Raw genomic sequence first — 19409 nt, forward strand, 5'->3', positions numbered from 1 at the left:
TGTAAATTCATCAACGTATGGCACGAAAAACCAAACAACAAGCGCTGGAAACCCGACAACACATTCTGGATGTGGCAATGCGTTTGTTCTCACAGCAGGGTGTTTCGGCAACCTCGCTGGCACAGATTGCTCAGGCCGCGGGCGTCACGCGGGGAGCGATTTACTGGCATTTCAAAGACAAGTCCGATCTGTTTGGTGAAATCTGGGAGCTTTCAGAGTCCAGCATTAGCGATCTTGAGAGTGAGTATCGGGCAAAATTCCCTCACGATCCACTCTCAGTGTTAAGAGAAATTCTAGTATATATCCTTGAAGCGACGGTTGTTGAAGAGCGTCGTCGTCTGATGATGGAAATCATCTTCCATAAATGTGAGTTCGTTGGTGAAATGGCGGTGGTTCAGCAGGCGCAGCGCGACCTGTGTCTGGAAAGCTACGATCGCATCGAACAGGTCCTCACGGAGTGCATGCAGGCCAAAATGCTTCCTGCCACATTACTCACCCGCCGGGCGGCGATCCTGATGCGCAGCTATATTTCCGGCCTGATGGAAAACTGGCTTTTTGCTCCGGAGTCGTTCGATCTCAGATCAGAGGCGCGCAGCTACGTCGAAATTTTTCTTGAGATGTGCCAGCTCTGTCCGACCCTTCAAAGTAAACATAGCCCGCGCTCTGCCTGATCGGGCATGGGAAAAATCGTAGACCCTTTCCGTCGTACTATTCTGCTTCAGCCGGGCGTGATATCCTTCATGCCCGACTATTTCCGGTCATTTCTCACATCACATTCACAACTATGCTGCACATCAATCGCTCGCAACATCCTGTTCTGGCCCTGTTTTTGATCCTGCTGTTTTACTTTGCAGCCGCGCCGCTTTCATGGGCCCGTGCAGACAATGGCAGTGACATTCCCACGCGTGCTGATGTTCAGTCGCAACTCGACACCCTGAATAAGCAAAAAGATCTCTCCGCCCAGGAAAAACTCGTTCAGCAGGATCTGACGGAAACCCTGGAAACGCTGGACAAGATCGATCGCATCAAAGCCGAAACAGCCCAGCTACGGCAGAAGGTCGCTCAGGCGCCGGAGAACATGCGTAAGGCAACGGAGGCGCTGAGTGCGCTCAGCGACGTCGATAACGACGATGAAACCCGAAAAACGCTTGCCACGCTGTCGTTGCGCCAGCTTGAGTCGCGAGTGGCGCAGCTACTGGACGATCTGCAAACGGCGCAGTCCGATCTCTCAACCTACAACAGCCAGCTGGTTTCGCTGCAAACCCAGCCTGAGCGCGTGCAGAACGCCATGTACTCGGCGTCGCAACAGCTACAGCAGATACGTAACCGTCTGAATGGCATCACCGTGGGGGAAGGGGCGCTTCGTCCCAGCCAGCAAACGCTGTTGAACATCCAGCAGACGCTGCTAAACGCGGAGATTGAACAGCAGCGTAAGAGCCTGGAAGGCAACACGGTGCTACAGGATGCGCTGCAAAAACAGCGTGACTACGTGACCGCGAATATCAACCGGCTTGAGCATCAGCTTCAGCTGTTGCAGGAAGCGGTGAACAGCAAGCGCCTGACGCTGACTGAAAAAACGGCGCAGGAAGCGGTTTCGCCAGACGAGACGGCCCGTATTCAGGCCAACCCGCTGGTGAAGCAGGAGCTGGAGATTAACCACCAGCTGAGCGAGCGTCTGATTCAGGCGACTGAAAACGGCAGCGCGCTGGTGCAGCAAAATATTAAGGTCAAAAACTGGCTGGATCGCGCTTTGCAGGCCGAGCGCAACGTCAAGGAGCAGATTGCCGTCCTGAAGGGCAGCCTGCTGCTGTCGCGCATTCTCTACCAGCAACAGCAGACGCTGCCTTCCGCCGACGAGCTGGAAGACATGACCAACCGCATTGCGGATTTGCGTCTTGAACAGTTTGACGTTAACCAGCAGCGCGATGCGCTATTTCAGAGCGATACCTTCGTTGCCAAAGTGGAAGAGGGCCATTCAGGTGAAGTGAACGCTGAAGTTCACGACGCGCTGTTGCAGGTGGTGGACATGCGCCGCGAATTGCTCGATCAGCTTAACAAGCAGCTGGGCAACCAGCTGATGATGGCGATTAACCTGCAAATCAACCAGCAGCAGCTGGTGAGCGTTTCTAAAAGCCTCCAGGAGATCCTGACCCAGCAGATTTTCTGGGTGAACAGCAATAAACCCATGGACTGGGACTGGTTTAAATCTTTCCCCGAAACGCTGAAATCCCAGATCAAAAGCATGAAAATTACCGTGAACTGGGAGAAAGCCTGGCCTGCGGTGATGATTGCCTTCCTGACGGGGCTGCCTTTGCTGCTCATCGCCGGCGTCATACGCTGGCGTTTGAAATGGCTGAAACAGTACCAGGCGAAGCTGGCCTCGGAAGTGGGGCAACTGCGTAACGACAGCCAGTTGCACACCCCGAAAGCGATCCTGATCGATCTGATCCGTGCTCTGCCGGTCTGCCTGTTGATACTCGCCGTGGGCCTGATCCTGCTGACCATGCAGCTGAATATCAGCGATCTGCTGTGGGCGTTCAGCAAGAAGCTGGCGCTGTTCTGGCTGGTGTTTGGTCTGTGCTGGAAAGTGCTGGAAAAAGATGGCGTCGCCGTCCGCCACTTCAACATGCCGGAAAAACTCACCAGCCACTGGCGTCGCCAGATTGTGCGCATCAGCCTCGCGCTGCTGCCGCTGCACTTCTGGTCAGTTGTGGCGGAGCTTTCCCCGCTGCACCTGATGGATGACGTGCTGGGGCAACTGGTGATTATGCTGAACCTGCTGCTGATTGCCGTTCTGATGTGGCCAATGTGCCGCGACAGCTGGCGGGATAAAGAGTCCCACAATCTTCGTCTGGCTACCGTAACGGTACTGGCGATCATTCCTCTGGCGCTGATGGTGCTGACGGCGACGGGTTACTTCTATACCACGCTGCGTCTTTCCGGCCGCTGGATCGAAACGGTTTATCTGGTGATTGTATGGAACCTGCTGTTCCAGACCGTGCTGCGTGGTTTGAGCGTGGCGGCGCGCCGCATTGCTTATCGTCGTGCTGTTGCCCGTCGGCAGCATCAGGTGAAAGAGGGGGCTGAAGGGGCAGAGCCGCAGGAAGAGCCGACCATTGCTCTGGAGCAGGTTAACCAGCAAACGATGCGTATTACCATGCTGGTGATGATCGCCCTGTTTGCGGTGATGTTCTGGGCAATCTGGTCTGATTTAATTACCGTCTTCGCCTACCTCGACAGTATCACGCTCTGGCAATACAACGGTACCGAAGCGGGCGCTGCGGTAATGAAAAGCGTCACCATGGGCAGCCTGCTCTTTGCGCTGGTGTCGTCAGTGGTTGCCTGGGCGTTGATCCGCAACCTGCCGGGTCTGCTGGAAGTGCTGGTGCTCTCAAGGCTGAACCTGCGTCAGGGGGCGTCGTACGCCATTACCACCATCCTGAACTACGTCATTATTATTGTCGGGGCGATGACGGTATTCGGCTCGCTGGGCGTCTCGTGGGATAAACTCCAGTGGCTGGCGGCGGCGTTGTCGGTGGGTCTGGGCTTCGGCTTGCAGGAGATCTTCGGTAACTTTGTCTCTGGCCTGATTATCCTGTTCGAACGTCCGGTGCGTATCGGCGATACCGTCACCATCGGTACTTTCTCCGGGACCGTCAGCAAGATCCGCATTCGTGCGACCACCATTACCGACTTCGATCGTAAAGAGGTGATCATCCCGAACAAAGCGTTTGTGACCGAGCGTCTGATCAACTGGTCGCTCTCGGATACCACCACTCGCGTGGTGATCCGACTCGGGGTGGCCTATGGCTCGGATCTGGACAAGGTGAAAGAGGTACTGCTGAAGGCGGCAGCCGACCACCCAAAAGTGATGCACGATCCTGCGCCAGCGGTATTCTTCACCACCTTCGGGCCGAGCACTTTGGATCATGAGCTGCGCCTGTACGTACGCGAACTGCGCGATCGCAGCTACACCGTCGATGAGCTGAACCGCACCATTGACCGTCTGTGTCGTGAAAACGATATTAATATCGCCTTTAACCAGCTTGAGGTTCATCTGCGCAACGAGAAAGGCGATGAGCATACGGAAGTGAAGCGCGAGATTAAGGGTGATGACCCTCACCCTAACCCTCTCCCTTGAAGGGAGAGGGAATAATCTGGTGCGGGCTGCTTTTACCCTCTCCCCTCAGGGGAGAGGGCAGGGTGAGGGGGAAGTTTCCCCTCAAAATCTCGTCGCACAATCTCCAGCGCTTTCAGCACCGTCTCCGCCGGGATCTCGTGATTCTCCAGCAGCATAATTAAATCGACGGCCAGCTTGACCTCGTCGGGGGCATTTTCCAGTGACATCAGTGGCTCCTGTTAACGGGTCAGGCGTTCAATGACGCGTTCAATCTCATCCAGCGCCTGACGGCAGCGGACGATGCGGCCTTCCAGCGCGCTGATTTCACGCATTAATAACTGCTGCTCTTCCAGCGTTTCGCTGGTGTTCAGGCGGGCTTCGCGCTCGCGCTTCATCTCAAACAGACGGCGCTCAAACTCCTGGTTCTCCAGCCGCTTGCGCTGCCATTTACCGAGCCCCGGCGAGGCGCTGTCCCACGCCCGTAACGGCCAGGCGGCGATTTCCCGGTGCAGGGCGGTGATCTGCTCGGTAAGATGCTCCGCAAGCCACGCGACCTGTTCCTGCTGTTCACTCTCAACCGCGTGACGAAGCTCGTCGAGATTGGTCTGCGCTTCAGCAAGATAATCCTCAATGACGGTGCTGCGGGTGCGGAAGAGCTGCCGGTCAAAGCGCGGTTTCAGCGTGGCGTGGCCCATCAACGGCGTGGCCTGCGCCCGCAGCGCGATCAGCTGATTTTGCAGCCTCTCAAGAAGCAGTGCTGTTTTCAAGGCGCTCTCCAGTGGTAAAGTAGCCGTTCAGTTTGATAACGATTCGCATTATGCAGCGTACTATTTTAATCATCATTGGCTGGCTCGCGGTAGTGCTGGGCACGCTGGGTGTGGTTTTACCCTTGCTGCCGACCACCCCGTTTATCCTGTTGGCCGCCTGGTGCTTCGCCCGCTCGTCGCCGCGTTTTCACCACTGGCTTCTGTACCGCTCGTGGTTTGGCGGCTACCTGCGGCACTGGCAAAAACACCGGGCCATGCCGCCCGGGGCTAAGCCGCGCGCCATTGCCTTCATCCTGATCACCTTCGCCGTCTCGTTATGGCTGGTGAAAATGATGTGGGTGCGCATTCTGCTGCTGGCGATCCTGGTCTGCCTGCTGATCTTTATGTGGCGGATCCCCGTGGTTGATGAAAAGCAACAAAAGCACTGAAGCCTCATCATGGCGGTTGCAATTATGGCGCACAGCCAGTAAATTCGACCGTTTTCGAGCACAGGTGCGCCTGGTCAAAGGTTAAACAACTGTTACTTTGACCGACTCGTCGCGCGCCGTGAGTAACACTGTTTCATTTAGGCACAAACCGATGACCGCAACTGCACAGCAGCTTGAATATCTGAAAAATAGCATCAAAAGTATCCAGGACTATCCAAAACCTGGCATTCTTTTCCGCGATGTCACCAGCTTGCTGGAAGACCCGAAAGCGTACGCGCTCAGCATTGAACTGCTGGTTGAGCGTTATAAAAACGCCGGGATCACCAAAGTAGTAGGTACTGAAGCCCGTGGCTTCCTGTTTGGCGCACCGGTTGCGCTGGCGATGGGCGTGGGTTTTGTGCCGGTGCGTAAGCCGCGCAAACTGCCGCGTGAAACCATTGCTGAAAGCTATGAACTGGAATACGGCACCGATCAGCTGGAAATTCACGTTGATGCCATCAAGCCAGGCGACAAAGTGCTGGTGGTGGACGATCTGCTGGCAACCGGCGGCACCATCGAAGCGACCGTGAAGCTGATCCGTCGTCTGGGCGGGGAAGTGACCGACGCGGCATTCATCATCAACCTGTTCGATCTCGGCGGCGAGCAGCGCCTGGAAAAACAGGGTATTACCAGCTACAGCCTGGTGCCATTCCCGGGACATTAATCCCGTATCTCACAACCTCGCTCAATGGGTGAGGTTGTGATAGCATTCCCCTCCATTAATTCACCTTCCAGCGTTGCAGAGCCTGCCCATGAGTTATCAGGTGTTAGCCCGTAAATGGCGACCACAAACCTTTGCTGACGTTGTCGGTCAGGAACATGTGCTGACGGCCCTGGCGAACGGCTTGTCGCTAGGTCGCATCCATCACGCCTATCTTTTTTCCGGCACCCGCGGCGTCGGTAAAACCTCTATTGCCCGTCTGCTGGCAAAAGGTCTGAACTGCGAAACCGGGATCACCGCCACCCCGTGCGGCGTGTGCGACAACTGTCGTGAGATCGAGCAGGGGCGTTTTGTCGATCTGATTGAGATCGACGCCGCCTCGCGCACCAAAGTGGAAGATACCCGCGATCTGCTCGACAACGTGCAGTACGCCCCGGCGCGCGGCCGCTTCAAGGTCTATCTGATCGATGAAGTGCACATGCTGTCGCGCCACAGCTTCAACGCCCTGCTGAAAACGCTGGAAGAGCCGCCTGCGCATGTCAAATTCCTGCTGGCGACCACCGATCCGCAAAAGCTGCCGGTCACGATCCTCTCGCGCTGCCTGCAATTCCATCTGAAGGCGCTCGACGTTGAGCAGATCCGCGCTCAGCTTGAGCATATCCTCGATGAAGAGAACATTGTCCACGAGCCGCGTGCGCTGCAACTGCTGGCCCGTGCCGCGGACGGCAGCCTGCGCGATGCGTTGAGCCTGACCGACCAGGCGATTGCCAGCGGTGACGGTAAACTCTCCACCGACGCGGTCAGCACTATGCTCGGCACGCTGGATGACGATCAGGCGCTGTCGCTTATTGAAGCGATGATTGCCGCCAACGGTGAGCGAGTGATGGCGCTCGTCAACGACGCTGCTGCCCGTGGCATTGAGTGGGAAGCGCTGCTGGTCGAGATGCTCAGCCTGCTGCATCGCGTGGCGATGCTGCAACTGTCTCCGTCGGCCATTGGCGCGGACATGGCGACCATTGAACAGCGGATGCGTGAACTTGCGCGCACCGTGCCGCCGGCTGACGTTCAGCTTTATTATCAGACGCTGCTGATTGGCCGCAAAGAGCTGCCGTTTGCACCGGATCGCCGGATGGGCGTTGAAATGACGCTGCTGCGCGCGCTGGCCTTCCATCCGCGCAAGCCACTGCCGGAGCCGGAAACGCCCCGGCAGTCCTTTGCGCCGGTTGCGCCGACCGCGGTAATGTCACCGCAGCAGGTGCCACCGCAACCGGCATCGCCGCCGCCGCAAAACGTGCCGCTGTCGGATGCCACCAGTTCGGTGCTTGCCGCACGAAGCCAGTTGCAACGTGCGCAGGGAGCAACCAAACCAAAAAAGAGTGAACCGGCAGCGCCTGCAAGAGCGCGGCCGGTGAACAACGCCGCGCTTGAACGACTGGCCTCGGTAACGGAGCGCGTGCAGTCGCGTCCGGCACCGTCCGCGCTCGAGCAAAAAGCCCCGGCGAAAGAAGAGGCATACCGCTGGAAGGCGACCACCGTCGTTGAAACGGTCAAGGAAGTGGTCGCCACGCCAAAAGCGCTGAAAAAGGCGCTGGAGCATGAAAAAACGCCGGAGCTGTCCGCGAAGCTCGCGGAAGAGTCCATTGAGCGCGATGCCTGGGCCGCCGAGGTCAGCAAACTGCAACTGCCGAAGCTGGTGGAGCAGGTCGCGCTGAACGCCTGGAAAGAGCAGGACGGCAATCAGGTGCGTTTGCACCTGCGTCCGGGTCAACGCCACCTGAATTCCCCTGGCGCGCAAAAGGCGCTGGCCGAGGCGCTTACCGCATTACAGGGTGTACCGGTTGAATTGACTATCATTGAAGATGATAATCCGGCGGTGAAAACGCCGCTGGAGTGGCGTCAGGCCATTTATGAAGAGAAGCTCGCGCAGGCGCGCGAGGCGATAATTGCGGATAACAACATCCAGACCCTGCGCCGGTTCTTCGACGCCGATCTGGATGAAGAGAGTATTCGCCCCATTTGATCGTGAGTCTGACTTACGGTTGTAATCCTTAACGTGAAAGAAGAGAGAAGCCTATGTTTGGTGGAAAAGGCGGTCTGGGTGGCCTGATGAAGCAGGCTCAGCAGATGCAGGAAAAAATGCAGAAGATGCAGGAAGAGATCGCTCAGCTGGAAGTCACGGGTGAATCCGGTGCCGGTCTGGTCAAGGTGACCATCAACGGTGCGCATAACTGCCGTCGCGTTGAAATCGACCCGAGCCTGCTCGAAGACGACAAAGAGATGCTGGAAGATCTGGTTGCAGCCGCGTTTAACGATGCCGCTCGCCGTATCGACGAAACCCAGAAAGAGAAAATGGCCTCTGTTTCCAGCGGTATGCAACTGCCGCCGGGCTTTAAGATGCCATTCTGATGCAAACCAGTCCGCTGCTCACGCAGTTAATGGAAGCACTGCGCTGCCTGCCGGGCGTTGGCCCGAAGTCGGCGCAGCGTATGGCGTTTACGCTATTGCAGCGCGACCGCAGCGGCGGGATGCGCCTGGCGCAGGCTCTGACCCGCGCCATGTCAGAAATTGGCCACTGTGCGGATTGCCGGACCTTTACCGAGCAGGACGTATGTAACATCTGCACGAACCCGCGTCGTCAGGAAAATGGTCAGATTTGCGTGGTGGAGAGTCCGGCGGACATCTACGCCATCGAACAAACCGGGCAGTTTTCCGGCCGCTATTTCGTGCTGATGGGGCATCTCTCCCCGCTGGACGGCATCGGCCCGGACGATATCGGTCTTGACCGCCTGGAGCAGCGCCTGGAGTCGGAAACCATCAAAGAGGTGATCCTCGCCACCAACCCGACGGTGGAAGGGGAAGCAACCGCCAACTACATCGCCGAACTGTGCGCGCAGTACGGCGTTGACGCCAGCCGCATCGCCCACGGCGTGCCGGTCGGCGGTGAGCTGGAGATGGTCGACGGCACCACGCTGTCACACTCGCTGGCCGGACGTCACAAGATTATTTTCTGACCAAACGGAGGCTGCGCGCGCGGCCTCCGCTTGAAAATTCCTCCCCTTATCCCCATCTCTCACTCAACGTTTTACAACCCCATTAAATGGCATTGTTGAGGTCGACTTAGATGAAAGGACAAGAAACCCGTGGTTTCCAGTCAGAAGTAAAACAGCTTCTGCACCTGATGATCCATTCCCTGTATTCCAACAAAGAAATCTTCCTGCGTGAGCTGATTTCCAACGCCTCTGATGCGGCGGACAAGCTGCGCTTCCGCGCGCTGTCTAACCCGGATCTGTATGAAGGCGACGGCGAGCTGCGCGTGCGCGTCTCGTTTAATAAAGAGAACCGCACCCTGACCATCGCCGATAACGGCATCGGGATGAACCGCGACGAGGTGATTGACCACCTCGGAACCATCGCCAAATCCGGCACCAAAGCGTTCCTTGAGTCCATGGGCTCTGACCAGGCGAAAGACAGCCAGCTGATCGGTCAGTTCGGCGTAGGCTTCTACTCGGCGTTCATCGTGGCGGACAAAGTCACTGTGCGCACCCGCGCCGCGGGCGACAGCGCCGAGAACGGCGTGCTGTGGGAGTCTAAAGGTGAAGGTGAATACACCGTTGATGACATCACCAAAGCGGATCGCGGCACCGAAATCACCCTGCACCTGCGTGAAGGCGAAGACGATTTCCTGAACGACTGGCGCGTACGCTCCATCATCAGCAAATATTCCGACCATATCGCGCTGCCGGTAGAGATTGAAAAACAGGAAGAGAAAGACGGCGAAACCGTGGTTTCCTGGGAGAAAATCAACAAGGCGCAGGCGCTGTGGACGCGTAATAAAGCTGAAATTAAAGACGACGAGTACAACGAGTTTTACAAGCACATCGCCCACGACTTCACCGATCCGCTGACCTGGAGCCACAACCGTGTGGAAGGGAAACAGGAGTACACCAGCCTGCTGTACATTCCGGCGCAGGCGCCGTGGGACATGTGGAACCGCGATCACAAGCACGGCCTGAAGCTGTACGTGCAGCGCGTCTTCATCATGGACGACGCCGAGCAGTTCATGCCGAACTACCTGCGCTTTGTGCGTGGCCTGATAGACTCCAACGATCTGCCGCTGAACGTCTCCCGTGAAATTCTTCAGGACAGCACCGTCACCCGTAACCTGCGCAACGCCCTGACCAAACGTGCGTTGCAGATGCTGGAAAAACTGGCGAAGGACGATGCGGAAAAATACCAGACCTTCTGGAAACAGTTTGGCCTGGTGCTGAAAGAAGGTCCGGCGGAAGATACTGCGAACGTGGAAGCTATCGCTAAACTGCTGCGCTTCGCCTCTACGCACAACGACTCCTCCGCCCAGACCGTGTCGCTGGAAGAGTACGTCTCCCGCATGAAAGAAGGGCAGGAGAAGATCTACTACATCACCGCCGACAGCTATGCGGCAGCGAAGAGCAGCCCGCATCTGGAACTGCTGCGTAAGAAAGGCATCGAAGTGCTGCTGCTGTCTGACCGCATCGACGAGTGGATGATGAACTACCTGACCGAGTTCGACGGTAAATCCTTCCAGTCCGTTGCCAAAGCCGACGAGTCTATCGATAAGCTGGCGGATGAAGTGGACGACAGCGCGAAAGAAGCCGAGAAGGCGCTGGAGCCGTTCGTTGAGCGCGTTAAAACGCTGCTGGGCGACCGCGTGAAAGAGGTGCGCTTCACGCACCGTCTGACCGATACGCCAGCCATTGTCACCACCGATGCGGACGAAATGAGCACCCAGATGGCGAAACTGTTCGCTGCGGCGGGCCAGGCCGTGCCGGATGTGAAATATATCTTTGAGCTTAATCCGGATCACCCGCTGGTGAAACGCGCGGCGGATACCCAGGACGACGCCCGCTTTGCGGAGTGGGTTGAACTGCTGCTGGATCAGTCCCTGCTGGCCGAGCGCGGTACGCTGGAAGATCCTAACCTGTTCATTAAACGTGTGAATGCGCTGCTGCTGGCGTAATCTTCCCTCACCCCGGCCCTCTCCCACAGGGAGAGGGTGAAAGAGTTCCCTCTCCCTGTGGGAGAGGGTTAGGGTGAGGGCACCAGACCGCCCGAAGCCAAATTATCTCCCCCCGTTAACCGTTTCAGCCTTCCCGCCTTCCTTGAGCCATACCCGTTCTGGTGGTATTGTTTAGCGCTTTTTGAAAAATTGAATCGACTTTTGAGGGGATTTTCGCAATGCGTATTATTCTGCTTGGCGCTCCGGGCGCGGGTAAAGGAACTCAGGCTCAGTTCATCATGGAGAAATACGGTATTCCGCAAATCTCCACCGGTGACATGCTGCGCGCCGCTGTTAAATCTGGCTCCGAGCTGGGTAAACAAGCGAAAGACATCATGGACGCAGGCAAACTGGTGACCGACGAACTGGTTATCGCGCTGGTTAAAGAGCGCATTGCTCAGGAAGACTGCCGTAACGGTTTCCTGCTGGACGGCTTCCCGCGCACCATTCCTCAGGCTGACGCCATGAAAGAAGCGGGCATCAACGTGGATTACGTGCTGGAGTTCGACGTACCAGACGAGCTGATCGTTGACCGTATCGTTGGCCGTCGCGTACACGCTGCTTCTGGCCGCGTTTACCACATCAAATTCAACCCACCTAAGGTTGAAGGCAAAGACGACGTGACCGGCGAAGAGCTGACCACCCGTAAAGACGATCAGGAAGAAACCGTGCGTAAACGCCTGGTGGAATACCATCAGATGACCGCACCGCTGATCGGCTACTACACCAAAGAAGCGCAGGCGGGTAACACCAAATACGCGAAAGTGGACGGCACAAAAGCCGTGGCTGACGTACGTGCAGAGCTGGAAAAAATCCTCGGCTAAGCACACCGCTCTCACCCGGAGCCCCGGGTGAGAAAAATTCTCATCTTACCTATTACAGCAATGGGTTTCGTTTAAACGCATTTCCGCTACAATTGACAGCCTATCAAATGGTTAAGAGGCGTGAATGAGTCAGGCGAAAACCGGCATCCTGCTTGCCAATCTGGGCACCCCAGAAGCACCTACTCCAGCGGCGGTCAAACGCTACCTGCGACAATTTTTAAGCGACACGCGCGTCGTGGATACCCCAAGACTGCTGTGGTGGCCACTGCTGCGTGGCGTCATTCTGCCGATTCGTTCCCCGCGTGTGGCAAAGCTCTATCAGTCCGTGTGGATGGAAGAGGGCTCGCCACTGATGGTCTACAGCCGTCGTCAGGAGAAGGCGCTGGCCGCCCGCCTGCCGGACATGCCCGTTGCGCTCGGCATGAGCTACGGTAAGCCGTCCCTGGAAAGCGCCGTCGACTCTCTGCTGGCGCAGGGCGTTGAACACATTGTGGTGCTGGCCCTTTATCCGCAGTATTCGTGCTCCACGGTGGCTGCCGTCTGGGACGAACTGGCGCGCATTCTGGCGACCCGCCGCCGTATACCGGGTATCACTTTTATCCGCGACTACGCCGATAACGAGCTGTACATTCAGGCGCTTGCCAGCAGCGCGCGCGCGTCGTTTGAAAAACACGGCGAGCCGGATCTGCTGCTGCTCTCCTATCACGGTATTCCGCAGCGTTTCGCGAACGAAGGGGATGATTACCCCCAGCGTTGCCGCGATACCACCCGCGAGCTGGTCTCCGCCCTCGGCCTGCCGCCTGAGAAGGTGATGATGACCTTCCAGTCGCGCTTCGGTCGTGAACCGTGGCTCACCCCGTATACTGATGAAACGCTTAAAATGCTGGGCGAGAAGGGCGTGAAGCACATTCAGGTGATGTCGCCGGGCTTCTCGGCGGACTGTCTGGAAACGCTGGAAGAGATTGCTGTCCAGAACAAAGAGTTCTTTATGGAGGCGGGCGGAACGAAATACGAATACATTCCTGCGCTTAACGACTCCCCTGAACACATCGACATGATGGTCTCACTGGTCACCACCCGCCGCTGATCGCGTTACGGGCCGGGTTTGTGCTACCATTCCCGGCCCGTATTCTTTGCACAGTTCAGACCATGAAATTTCCCGGTAAACGTAAGTCCAAACACTATTTCCCCGTCGATGCCCGCGATCCGCTGTTACAGCAAATTCAGCAGGAAAGCGAAACCAGCGCTGCCTGGGTGGTCGGTATCGATCAGACGCTGGTGGACATTGAAGCCAAAGTGGATGATGCGTTTGTCGCACGTTACGGTCTGAGCGCCGGGCACTCGCTGGTGATTGAGGATGACGTTGCTGAAGCGCTGTATCAGGAGCTGGTGCGCGAAAATCTTATCACCCACCAGTTTGCCGGCGGCACCATCGGCAACACCATGCACAACTACTCCGTACTGGCAGACGACCGCTCGGTGCTGCTTGGCGTGATGTGCAGCAATATCGAAATTGGTGGCTACGCCTACCGCTACCTGTGCAATACCTCCAGCCGCACCGATCTGAACTATTTACAGGGCGTTGACGGGCCGATTGGCCGCTGCTTTACGCTGATAAGCGATTCCGGCGAGCGTACCTTTGCCATCAGCCCCGGCCATATGAACAAGCTGCGCGCTGAAAGTATCCCGGAAGAGGTGATCGCGGGCGCGTCTGCGCTGGTATTGACCTCCTATCTGGTGCGCTGCAAGCCGGGCGAACCAATGCCGGACGCAACCATGAAGGCAATTGAGTACGCGAAGAAATACAACGTGCCTGTGGTTCTGACGCTGGGCACCAAATTCGTCATTGCCGACAATCCGGAGTGGTGGCAGGCCTTCCTGAAAGAACACGTCTCGATTCTGGCGATGAATGAAGAAGAAGCCGAAGCGCTGACCGGCGAAAGCGATCCGCTGCTGGCGTCTGATAAGGCGCTGGACTGGGTGGATCTGGTGCTCTGCACCGCCGGGCCGGTCGGGCTGTACATGGCGGGCTTTACGGAAGAAGAGAGCAAGCGGAAAACCCAGCACCCGCTGCTGCCGGGCGCAATCGCCGAATTTAACCAGTACGAGTTCAGCCGCGCCATGCGTCATAAAGACTGCATCAACCCGCTGCGTATCTTCTCCCACATTGCACCGTATATGGGTGGCCCCGAGAAGATCATGAACACCAACGGCGCGGGCGACGGCGCGCTGGCCGCACTGCTGCACGACATCACCGCCAACGCCTACCACAAAACCAATGTGCCGAATTCCAGCAAACATACCTTCAACTGGCTGACCTATTCCTCGCTGGCGCAGGTGTGCAAGTACGCGAACCGCGTGAGTTATCAGGTGCTGAACCAGCATTCACCGCGCTTAACGCGGGGGCTGCCGGAACGGGAAGACAGCCTCGAAGAGGCGTATTGGGACAGGTAAAAGCAAAACGGCAACCCGTGGTTGCCGTTTTTAGTGTTTGTTCCCTCTCCCTGTGGGAGAGGGCCAGGGTGAGGGCATCAGGCCGCACATAACTTAACCCGTCACCGCCTCTTCAACCGGCGGTTTCGTCAGCATTGTCAGCATGGTATTCGCAATCTCACGCTCGCCCATCACCACCTGATTCGCGCCGCGCTCGGTGATGTACTCCACTTCGTCATCATAATGGGCGCGGGCAATGATTTCGATATGCGGGCATTTTTCACGGGCTGTGGCGACAATCTCGCCAGCTTCGTAACCGTTCGGGATAGTGAGCAGCAGCCAGCGAGCGCAGTCCAGATGCGCCAGATTCATAATCTCTTCGTTAGCAGCGTTGCCCAGCACCGCACGGATGCCGCGCTCGCGAAGCTCGTCGACGCGGGTGCGGGAGGTTTCAATCACCACCAGGGGGATCCCCTGGGCCATCAGCTTCTCACCGAGCAGGCTGCCGACGCGGCCAAAACCGACCAGCAGCGCGTGGTTGCAGATATCCACGGGGATCTGTTTCTCCTCCTCAATCGCTTCTTCCAGGGTTTGCTCTTCGAGGGTTTCGGTCTTCTCGAGATATTTCTCCAGCAGGGCAAACAATACCGGGTTTAGCATAATGGAGAGGATCGCCCCCGCCAGCACCAGATTTTGCCCCGCCTGTGGCAGCAGGTTCAGGGCCATCCCCAGACCGGCCAGAATAAAGGCGAACTCGCCAATCTGCGCCAGGCTGGCGGCGATGGTCAGCGCCGTGCGCGGCGAGTGACCGAACATCCGTACCAGGAAGAAGGCGGCAACGGACTTACCAAAGATAATGATCGCCAGCGTGCCCAGCACCGCCAGCGGCTGCTGGATCAGAACCAGCGGATCAAACAGCATCCCGACGGAGACAAAGAACAGCACGGCGAAGGCGTCTCGCAGCGGCAGGGTGTCGTGCGCCGCGCGGTGGCTCAGCTCGGATTCGTTCAGTACCATCCCCGCGAAGAACGCGCCCAGCGCAAAGGAGACGTCAAACAGCTCAACCGCGCCAAAGGCGATCCCCAGCGCCAGCGCCAGCACGGAGAGAGTAAACAGCTCGCGTGAACCCGTCGCTGCGCTGCGGGACATGATCCACGGCACCAGACGGCGACCCACCAGCATCATGATGGCGATAAACGCCACGACTTTACCAATGGTGATACTCATATCCAGCGCCAGCGAGGCAAAACCGACGTTGTCTTTTTCCATCATACCGGCAACGGCAGGCAGCAGAACCAGCGTCAACACCATCACCAGATCTTCAACAATCAGCCAGCCAATCGCGATTTGCCCGCGCTGGCTGTCTATTAGCTGTCTCTCTTCAAGCGCGCGCAGCAGCACCACGGTACTGGCGGTTGAAAGACACAGCCCAAACACGATGCCGGTCATCAGCGACCAGCCCAGCACCGCCGAAAGCGCCATCCCCAGCAGCGTCGCCACCCCTATCTGGGCGATCGCTCCCGGTATGGCGATAGACTTTACCGCCATCAGGTCCTTCAGCGAGAAATGCAGGCCTACGCCAAACATCAGCAGAATCACGCCCAATTCCGCCAGTTCAGGTGCCAGTTTAGTATCCGCCACAAAACCCGGCGTAAAGGGCCCCGCCAGCACGCCCGCTAACAAATAGCCTACCAGGGGCGAAATACGCAGTTTATTGGCAATCATGCCGAGGATAAAAGCGAGCACAAGTCCACCAACAATGGTGGTGATAAGCGGTGTGGCGTGGTGCATTCCGTCTCCTTTCGCGATGGGTGATCCATTTTTGGTGCAAATACCAAAAAGCCGATTAATAGTTTATGACAATTTTTACGCTTATGTTTATGAATAATTGTTGAAATCAGAATAAAAACGCAATAAGCGTGAAAAAGTGCATGTTTTGGTAAATTTGCAGGGGGGAGGGAGAGGAAAGCCTTATGGCCTCAGGTTATCTGGCTGCCAAAGTTTAACTTTGGCAGCCGTGAAGTCACGCTTTATGACGGTTGTCAGGCAGGAATATGGTCAACATCCCAAGAAGTGGCAGGAAAGCGCAGATTTTATAAACCAGGAAGATACTGGTGTGGTCTGCAACCATCCCTAACACCGCGGCTCCCAGGCCACCCATGCCAAAGGCAAAACCAAAAAAGAGGCCGGAAACCATACCGATACGTCCCGGCAGCAGCTCCTGCGCGTAGACCAAGATGGCTGAAAATGCCGATGCGAGGATAAAACCAATAATCACCGTCAATATTCCAGTCCATTCCAGCGTTGCGTACGGTAAAACAAGCGTAAACGGCGCAACGCCGAGGATAGAGCCCCAAATCACATATTTACGTCCAATTTTATCCCCCACAGGGCCGCCAATCACCGTGCCTGCCGCCACCGCAAACAGGAAGGCAAAGAGGTGGAACTGGGCATTTTGTACCGATAATCCGAATTTTTGCATCAGATAGAAGGTGTAATAGCTGCTAATGCTCGCCATATAGAAATATTTTGAGAAAATCAGCACCAGCAGCACGCTGACGGCAAGGATCACCTTATTGCGCGGAAGGGGATTGGTTATCTTCGCGGCAGGTTTTCCCTTATTTACGCGATGCTGCGCGGCATACCAGCGGCTGATTTGCGCCAGGACGACAATCGCCAGCAGAGCGGCCAGCACAAACCACGCCACGTTGCCTTTGCCGTAAGGCGCGATAATTACCGCCGCCAGCAGAGGACCGAGGGAGCTACCAAAGTTCCCCCCCACCTGGAACAGGGACTGCGCCAGCCCGTGGCGTCCGCCGGAGGCCATACGCGCCACGCGGGACGATTCCGGATGGAACACCGATGAACCGGTTCCCACCAGCGCCGCGGCAACCAGTACCGCCTCAAAGCTGCCCGCCATGGCCAGCAGCACCAGCCCGCTCAGGGTGAAGCACATGCCAATGGGCAGCGACCATGGCATCGGGTATTTGTCCGTCCAGTAGCCCACCACCGGCTGTAGCAGCGAAGAGGCCAGCTGGAAGGTCAGGGTGATCATCCCGATCTGCACGAAGGTTAATGAGAACTCAGATTGCAACAGCGGGTAGATCGCCAGAATCAGCGACTGGATCATGTCGTTGAGCAGATGAGAGAGACTGATTGCGCCTAATACTTTAAAGGAAGTGCGCGATTTCGGCGGCGACGCCGGAGCGCCCTGGACGGGCTGGGTTGATTCACTGATTGCCATAAATACCACGTCGATTTGTTATTAGAGATGCAGGGAGTAATTATTATCCGACTAACATACCCGTCCGTGACATTTGAAGAAAGTCGCAATTCTGAAAACTTATTTGTCTATTCTTGTGAGTCACTGTAATTTTTGCGTTTGTCTATGGGTCAGGGAGAGAGAAGATGAAGTTAATGAAGCGTGGCGTCGCGCTGGCGCTCATCGCCGCATGGGGGCTGACAAGCCTGCCCGCGCAGGCGTATGAAAAAGATAAAACCTATAAAATTACCATTCTGCATACTAACGATCATCACGGCCATTTCTGGCGCAGCGAATACGGTGAATATGGCCTGGCGGCGCAAAAAACGCTGGTGGACGGCATTCGTAAAGAGGTCGCGGCCCAGGGCGGCAGCGTCCTGCTGCTGTCGGGCGGGGATATTAATACCGGGGTGCCGGAATCTGATTTACAGGATGCCGAGCCTGATTTCCGCGGCATGAATTTAATTGGTTACGACGCGATGGCGGTCGGAAACCACGAGTTTGATAATCCGCTGAGCGTGTTGCGCCAGCAGGAGAAGTGGTCCAAATTCCCGTTCCTTTCCGCCAATATTTATCAGAAAAGCACCGGCGAGCGCCTGTTTAAACCGTGGGCGCTGTTTAAGCGTCAGGATCTGAAGATCGCGGTCATCGGCTTAACCACCGAGGATACGGCCAAAATTGGCAACCCTGAATTTTTCACCGACATCGAATTCCGTAAACCGGCGGACGAAGCGAAGCTGGTGATCCAGGAGTTGCAGCAGAATGAAAAACCGGATGTGATTATCGCTACCACCCACATGGGGCATTACGATAACGGTCAGCACGGCTCTAACGCGCCGGGCGACGTGGAGATGGCGCGCAGCCTTCCTGCGGGCTCGCTGGCGATGATTGTGGGCGGTCACTCACAGGATCCGGTCTGCATGGCTTCTGAGAATAAAAAGCAGGTAGATTATGTGCCCGGTACGCCGTGTGCGCCGGATCGTCAGAACGGGATCTGGATTGTACAGGCCCACGAGTGGGGGAAATACGTTGGTCGCGCGGATTTCGAATTCCGTAACGGCGAGATGAAGCTGGTGCACTATCAGCTCATCCCGGTCAACCTGAAGAAGAAAGTGACCTATCCGGACGGCAAAAGCGAGCGGGTACTCTACACGCCAGAGATCGCTGAAAACCAGCAGATGCTCTCTCTGCTGACGCCGTTCCAGAGCAAAGGGAAAGCGCAGCTGGACGTGAAGATTGGCACGCTTAACGGACGACTGGAAGGAGACCGGAGCAAAGTTCGCTTCGTACAGACCAACATGGGGCGTCTGGTGCTGGCCGCGCAGATGGCGCGCACGAATGCGGATTTCGGCGTGATGAGCGGCGGCGGTATTCGTGATTCCATTGAAGGCGGAGACATCACCTATAAAGACGTGCTCAAAGTACAGCCGTTTGGCAACGTGGTGGTCTATGCGGACATGAGCGGGAAGGAGGTGATTGACTACCTGACCGCCGTGGCGCAGATGAAGCCGGATTCCGGGGCGTATCCGCAGTTTGCTAACGTCAGCTTTGTCGCGAAGGACGGCAAGCTTAACGATCTCAAAATCAAAGGCGAACCGGTTGATCCGGCGAAAACCTACCGCCTGGCAACGTTAAGCTTTAACGCCACCGGCGGCGACGGCTATCCGCATATCGATAACAAACCGGGCTATGTAAATACCGGGTTTATTGATGCGGAAGTGTTGAAGCAGTTTATCCAGCAAAATTCACCGATTGACGTGAATACGTATGAGCCGAAGGGCGAGGTGAGCTGGCAGTAGTGCGTTTTTTTGCCGGGTGGCGGCTTCGCCTTACCCGGCCT

Annotated in this window: 16 protein-coding genes and 1 other annotated feature; of the genes, 12 read left to right on the forward strand and 4 right to left on the reverse strand. The window is 56.8% G+C overall.

Annotated features, from left to right (window positions below; genetic code table 11):
* Positions 1-17 precede the first annotated feature (17 nt).
* Positions 18-671, forward strand: coding sequence for a multidrug efflux transporter transcriptional repressor AcrR (acrR, locus tag RS584_RS05195; protein WP_193041799.1), 654 nt, complete (start codon positions 18-20; stop codon positions 669-671).
* 113 nt (positions 672-784) lie between these two features.
* Positions 785-4141, forward strand: a complete 3357-nt coding sequence (gene mscK, locus RS584_RS05200) for a mechanosensitive channel MscK (protein ID WP_252010918.1) — start codon at positions 785-787, stop codon at positions 4139-4141.
* Between the two features lie 32 nt (positions 4142-4173).
* Here the strand turns inward: mscK and rsmS are convergent, their stop codons facing one another.
* The gene (rsmS, locus tag RS584_RS05205) at positions 4174-4347 is read right to left on the reverse strand and encodes a pleiotropic regulatory protein RsmS (protein WP_023334736.1); all 174 of its coding nucleotides are present in this window, start codon (positions 4345-4347) and stop codon (positions 4174-4176) included.
* Positions 4348-4359: 12 nt separating this feature from the next.
* Positions 4360-4887: a primosomal replication protein N'' gene (gene priC, locus RS584_RS05210; protein WP_017383213.1), complete on the reverse strand. Its 528-nt coding sequence runs from the start codon at positions 4885-4887 to the stop codon at positions 4360-4362.
* Between the two features lie 50 nt (positions 4888-4937).
* Here priC and RS584_RS05215 point away from each other — a divergent pair, with 50 nt between their 5' ends.
* The 9 genes from RS584_RS05215 (at position 4938) to RS584_RS05255 (ending at position 14328) form a co-directional block, all read left to right on the forward strand.
* Positions 4938-5315 (forward strand): DUF454 family protein, encoded by a 378-nt coding sequence (locus RS584_RS05215; RefSeq protein WP_015571246.1) that lies wholly within the window; start codon positions 4938-4940, stop codon positions 5313-5315.
* Between the two features lie 151 nt (positions 5316-5466).
* Positions 5467-6018, forward strand: coding sequence for an adenine phosphoribosyltransferase (apt, locus tag RS584_RS05220; RefSeq protein ID WP_000127359.1), 552 nt, complete (start codon positions 5467-5469; stop codon positions 6016-6018).
* Between the two features lie 88 nt (positions 6019-6106).
* Positions 6107-8035, forward strand: coding sequence for a DNA polymerase III subunit gamma/tau (dnaX, locus tag RS584_RS05225; RefSeq protein ID WP_017694393.1), 1929 nt, complete (start codon positions 6107-6109; stop codon positions 8033-8035).
* Positions 7365-7429: a sequence feature (DnaX frameshifting element), on the forward strand. (Overlaps the previous gene by 65 nt.)
* Positions 8036-8088: 53 nt before the next feature.
* Positions 8089-8421: a YbaB/EbfC family nucleoid-associated protein gene (locus tag RS584_RS05230; protein ID WP_003858972.1), complete on the forward strand. Its 333-nt coding sequence runs from the start codon at positions 8089-8091 to the stop codon at positions 8419-8421.
* A complete protein-coding gene (recR, locus tag RS584_RS05235) occupies positions 8421-9026 on the forward strand; it encodes a recombination mediator RecR (protein WP_006809843.1) in 606 nt (201 codons plus the stop codon). Before RS584_RS05230 ends, recR begins: the two co-directional genes overlap by 1 nt.
* A 110-nt stretch (positions 9027-9136) precedes the next feature.
* Positions 9137-11011 (forward strand): molecular chaperone HtpG, encoded by a 1875-nt coding sequence (gene htpG, locus RS584_RS05240; protein WP_032670453.1) that lies wholly within the window; start codon positions 9137-9139, stop codon positions 11009-11011.
* A gap of 218 nt (positions 11012-11229) precedes the next feature.
* Entirely contained in the window at positions 11230-11874 is a 645-nt protein-coding gene (gene adk, locus RS584_RS05245; RefSeq protein ID WP_006809841.1) for an adenylate kinase, read from the forward strand.
* Between the two features lie 124 nt (positions 11875-11998).
* Entirely contained in the window at positions 11999-12961 is a 963-nt protein-coding gene (gene hemH / locus RS584_RS05250; RefSeq protein WP_017383216.1) for a ferrochelatase, read from the forward strand.
* A 62-nt stretch (positions 12962-13023) separates the two neighbouring features.
* Positions 13024-14328 carry an inosine/guanosine kinase gene (locus RS584_RS05255; RefSeq protein WP_032104066.1) on the forward strand — a complete coding sequence of 435 codons (1305 nt, stop codon included), beginning with the start codon at positions 13024-13026 and terminating at the stop codon, positions 14326-14328.
* Between the two features lie 93 nt (positions 14329-14421).
* On the opposite strand, the gene ybaL is transcribed toward RS584_RS05255, so the two are convergent.
* Together ybaL and RS584_RS05265 are read right to left on the reverse strand one after the other, a co-directional pair.
* Positions 14422-16098 (reverse strand): YbaL family putative K(+) efflux transporter, encoded by a 1677-nt coding sequence (gene ybaL / locus RS584_RS05260; protein WP_252010916.1) that lies wholly within the window; start codon positions 16096-16098, stop codon positions 14422-14424.
* A 232-nt stretch (positions 16099-16330) separates the two neighbouring features.
* Complete coding sequence (locus RS584_RS05265) at positions 16331-17551, reverse strand: MFS transporter (RefSeq protein ID WP_015571242.1); 1221 nt, start codon at positions 17549-17551, stop codon at positions 16331-16333.
* Positions 17552-17715: 164 nt separating this feature from the next.
* Here RS584_RS05265 and ushA point away from each other — a divergent pair, with 164 nt between their 5' ends.
* Positions 17716-19368 (forward strand): bifunctional UDP-sugar hydrolase/5'-nucleotidase UshA, encoded by a 1653-nt coding sequence (gene ushA, locus RS584_RS05270; RefSeq protein WP_315749051.1) that lies wholly within the window; start codon positions 17716-17718, stop codon positions 19366-19368.
* The last annotated feature ends 41 nt before the right edge of the window (positions 19369-19409 follow it).

Source organism: Enterobacter sp. DTU_2021_1002640_1_SI_PRY_ASU_LCPMC_013, assembly GCF_032389435.1.
Lineage (GTDB): Bacteria > Pseudomonadota > Gammaproteobacteria > Enterobacterales > Enterobacteriaceae > Enterobacter > Enterobacter hormaechei_C.

Coding starts and splice junctions, on each gene's coding strand:
- rsmS (WP_023334736.1), bottom strand. CDS start 4,347: ATGTCACTGGAAAATGCCCCCGACGAGGTCAAGCTGGCCGTCGATTTA.
- apt (WP_000127359.1), top strand. CDS start 5,467: ATGACCGCAACTGCACAGCAGCTTGAATATCTGAAAAATAGCATCAAA.
- RS584_RS05215 (WP_015571246.1), top strand. CDS start 4,938: ATGCAGCGTACTATTTTAATCATCATTGGCTGGCTCGCGGTAGTGCTG.
- hemH (WP_017383216.1), top strand. CDS start 11,999: ATGAGTCAGGCGAAAACCGGCATCCTGCTTGCCAATCTGGGCACCCCA.
- htpG (WP_032670453.1), top strand. CDS start 9,137: ATGAAAGGACAAGAAACCCGTGGTTTCCAGTCAGAAGTAAAACAGCTT.
- adk (WP_006809841.1), top strand. CDS start 11,230: ATGCGTATTATTCTGCTTGGCGCTCCGGGCGCGGGTAAAGGAACTCAG.
- dnaX (WP_017694393.1), top strand. CDS start 6,107: ATGAGTTATCAGGTGTTAGCCCGTAAATGGCGACCACAAACCTTTGCT.
- ushA (WP_315749051.1), top strand. CDS start 17,716: ATGAAGTTAATGAAGCGTGGCGTCGCGCTGGCGCTCATCGCCGCATGG.
- acrR (WP_193041799.1), top strand. CDS start 18: ATGGCACGAAAAACCAAACAACAAGCGCTGGAAACCCGACAACACATT.
- RS584_RS05255 (WP_032104066.1), top strand. CDS start 13,024: ATGAAATTTCCCGGTAAACGTAAGTCCAAACACTATTTCCCCGTCGAT.
- mscK (WP_252010918.1), top strand. CDS start 785: ATGCTGCACATCAATCGCTCGCAACATCCTGTTCTGGCCCTGTTTTTG.
- RS584_RS05265 (WP_015571242.1), bottom strand. CDS start 17,551: ATGGCAATCAGTGAATCAACCCAGCCCGTCCAGGGCGCTCCGGCGTCG.
- ybaL (WP_252010916.1), bottom strand. CDS start 16,098: ATGCACCACGCCACACCGCTTATCACCACCATTGTTGGTGGACTTGTG.
- recR (WP_006809843.1), top strand. CDS start 8,421: ATGCAAACCAGTCCGCTGCTCACGCAGTTAATGGAAGCACTGCGCTGC.
- RS584_RS05230 (WP_003858972.1), top strand. CDS start 8,089: ATGTTTGGTGGAAAAGGCGGTCTGGGTGGCCTGATGAAGCAGGCTCAG.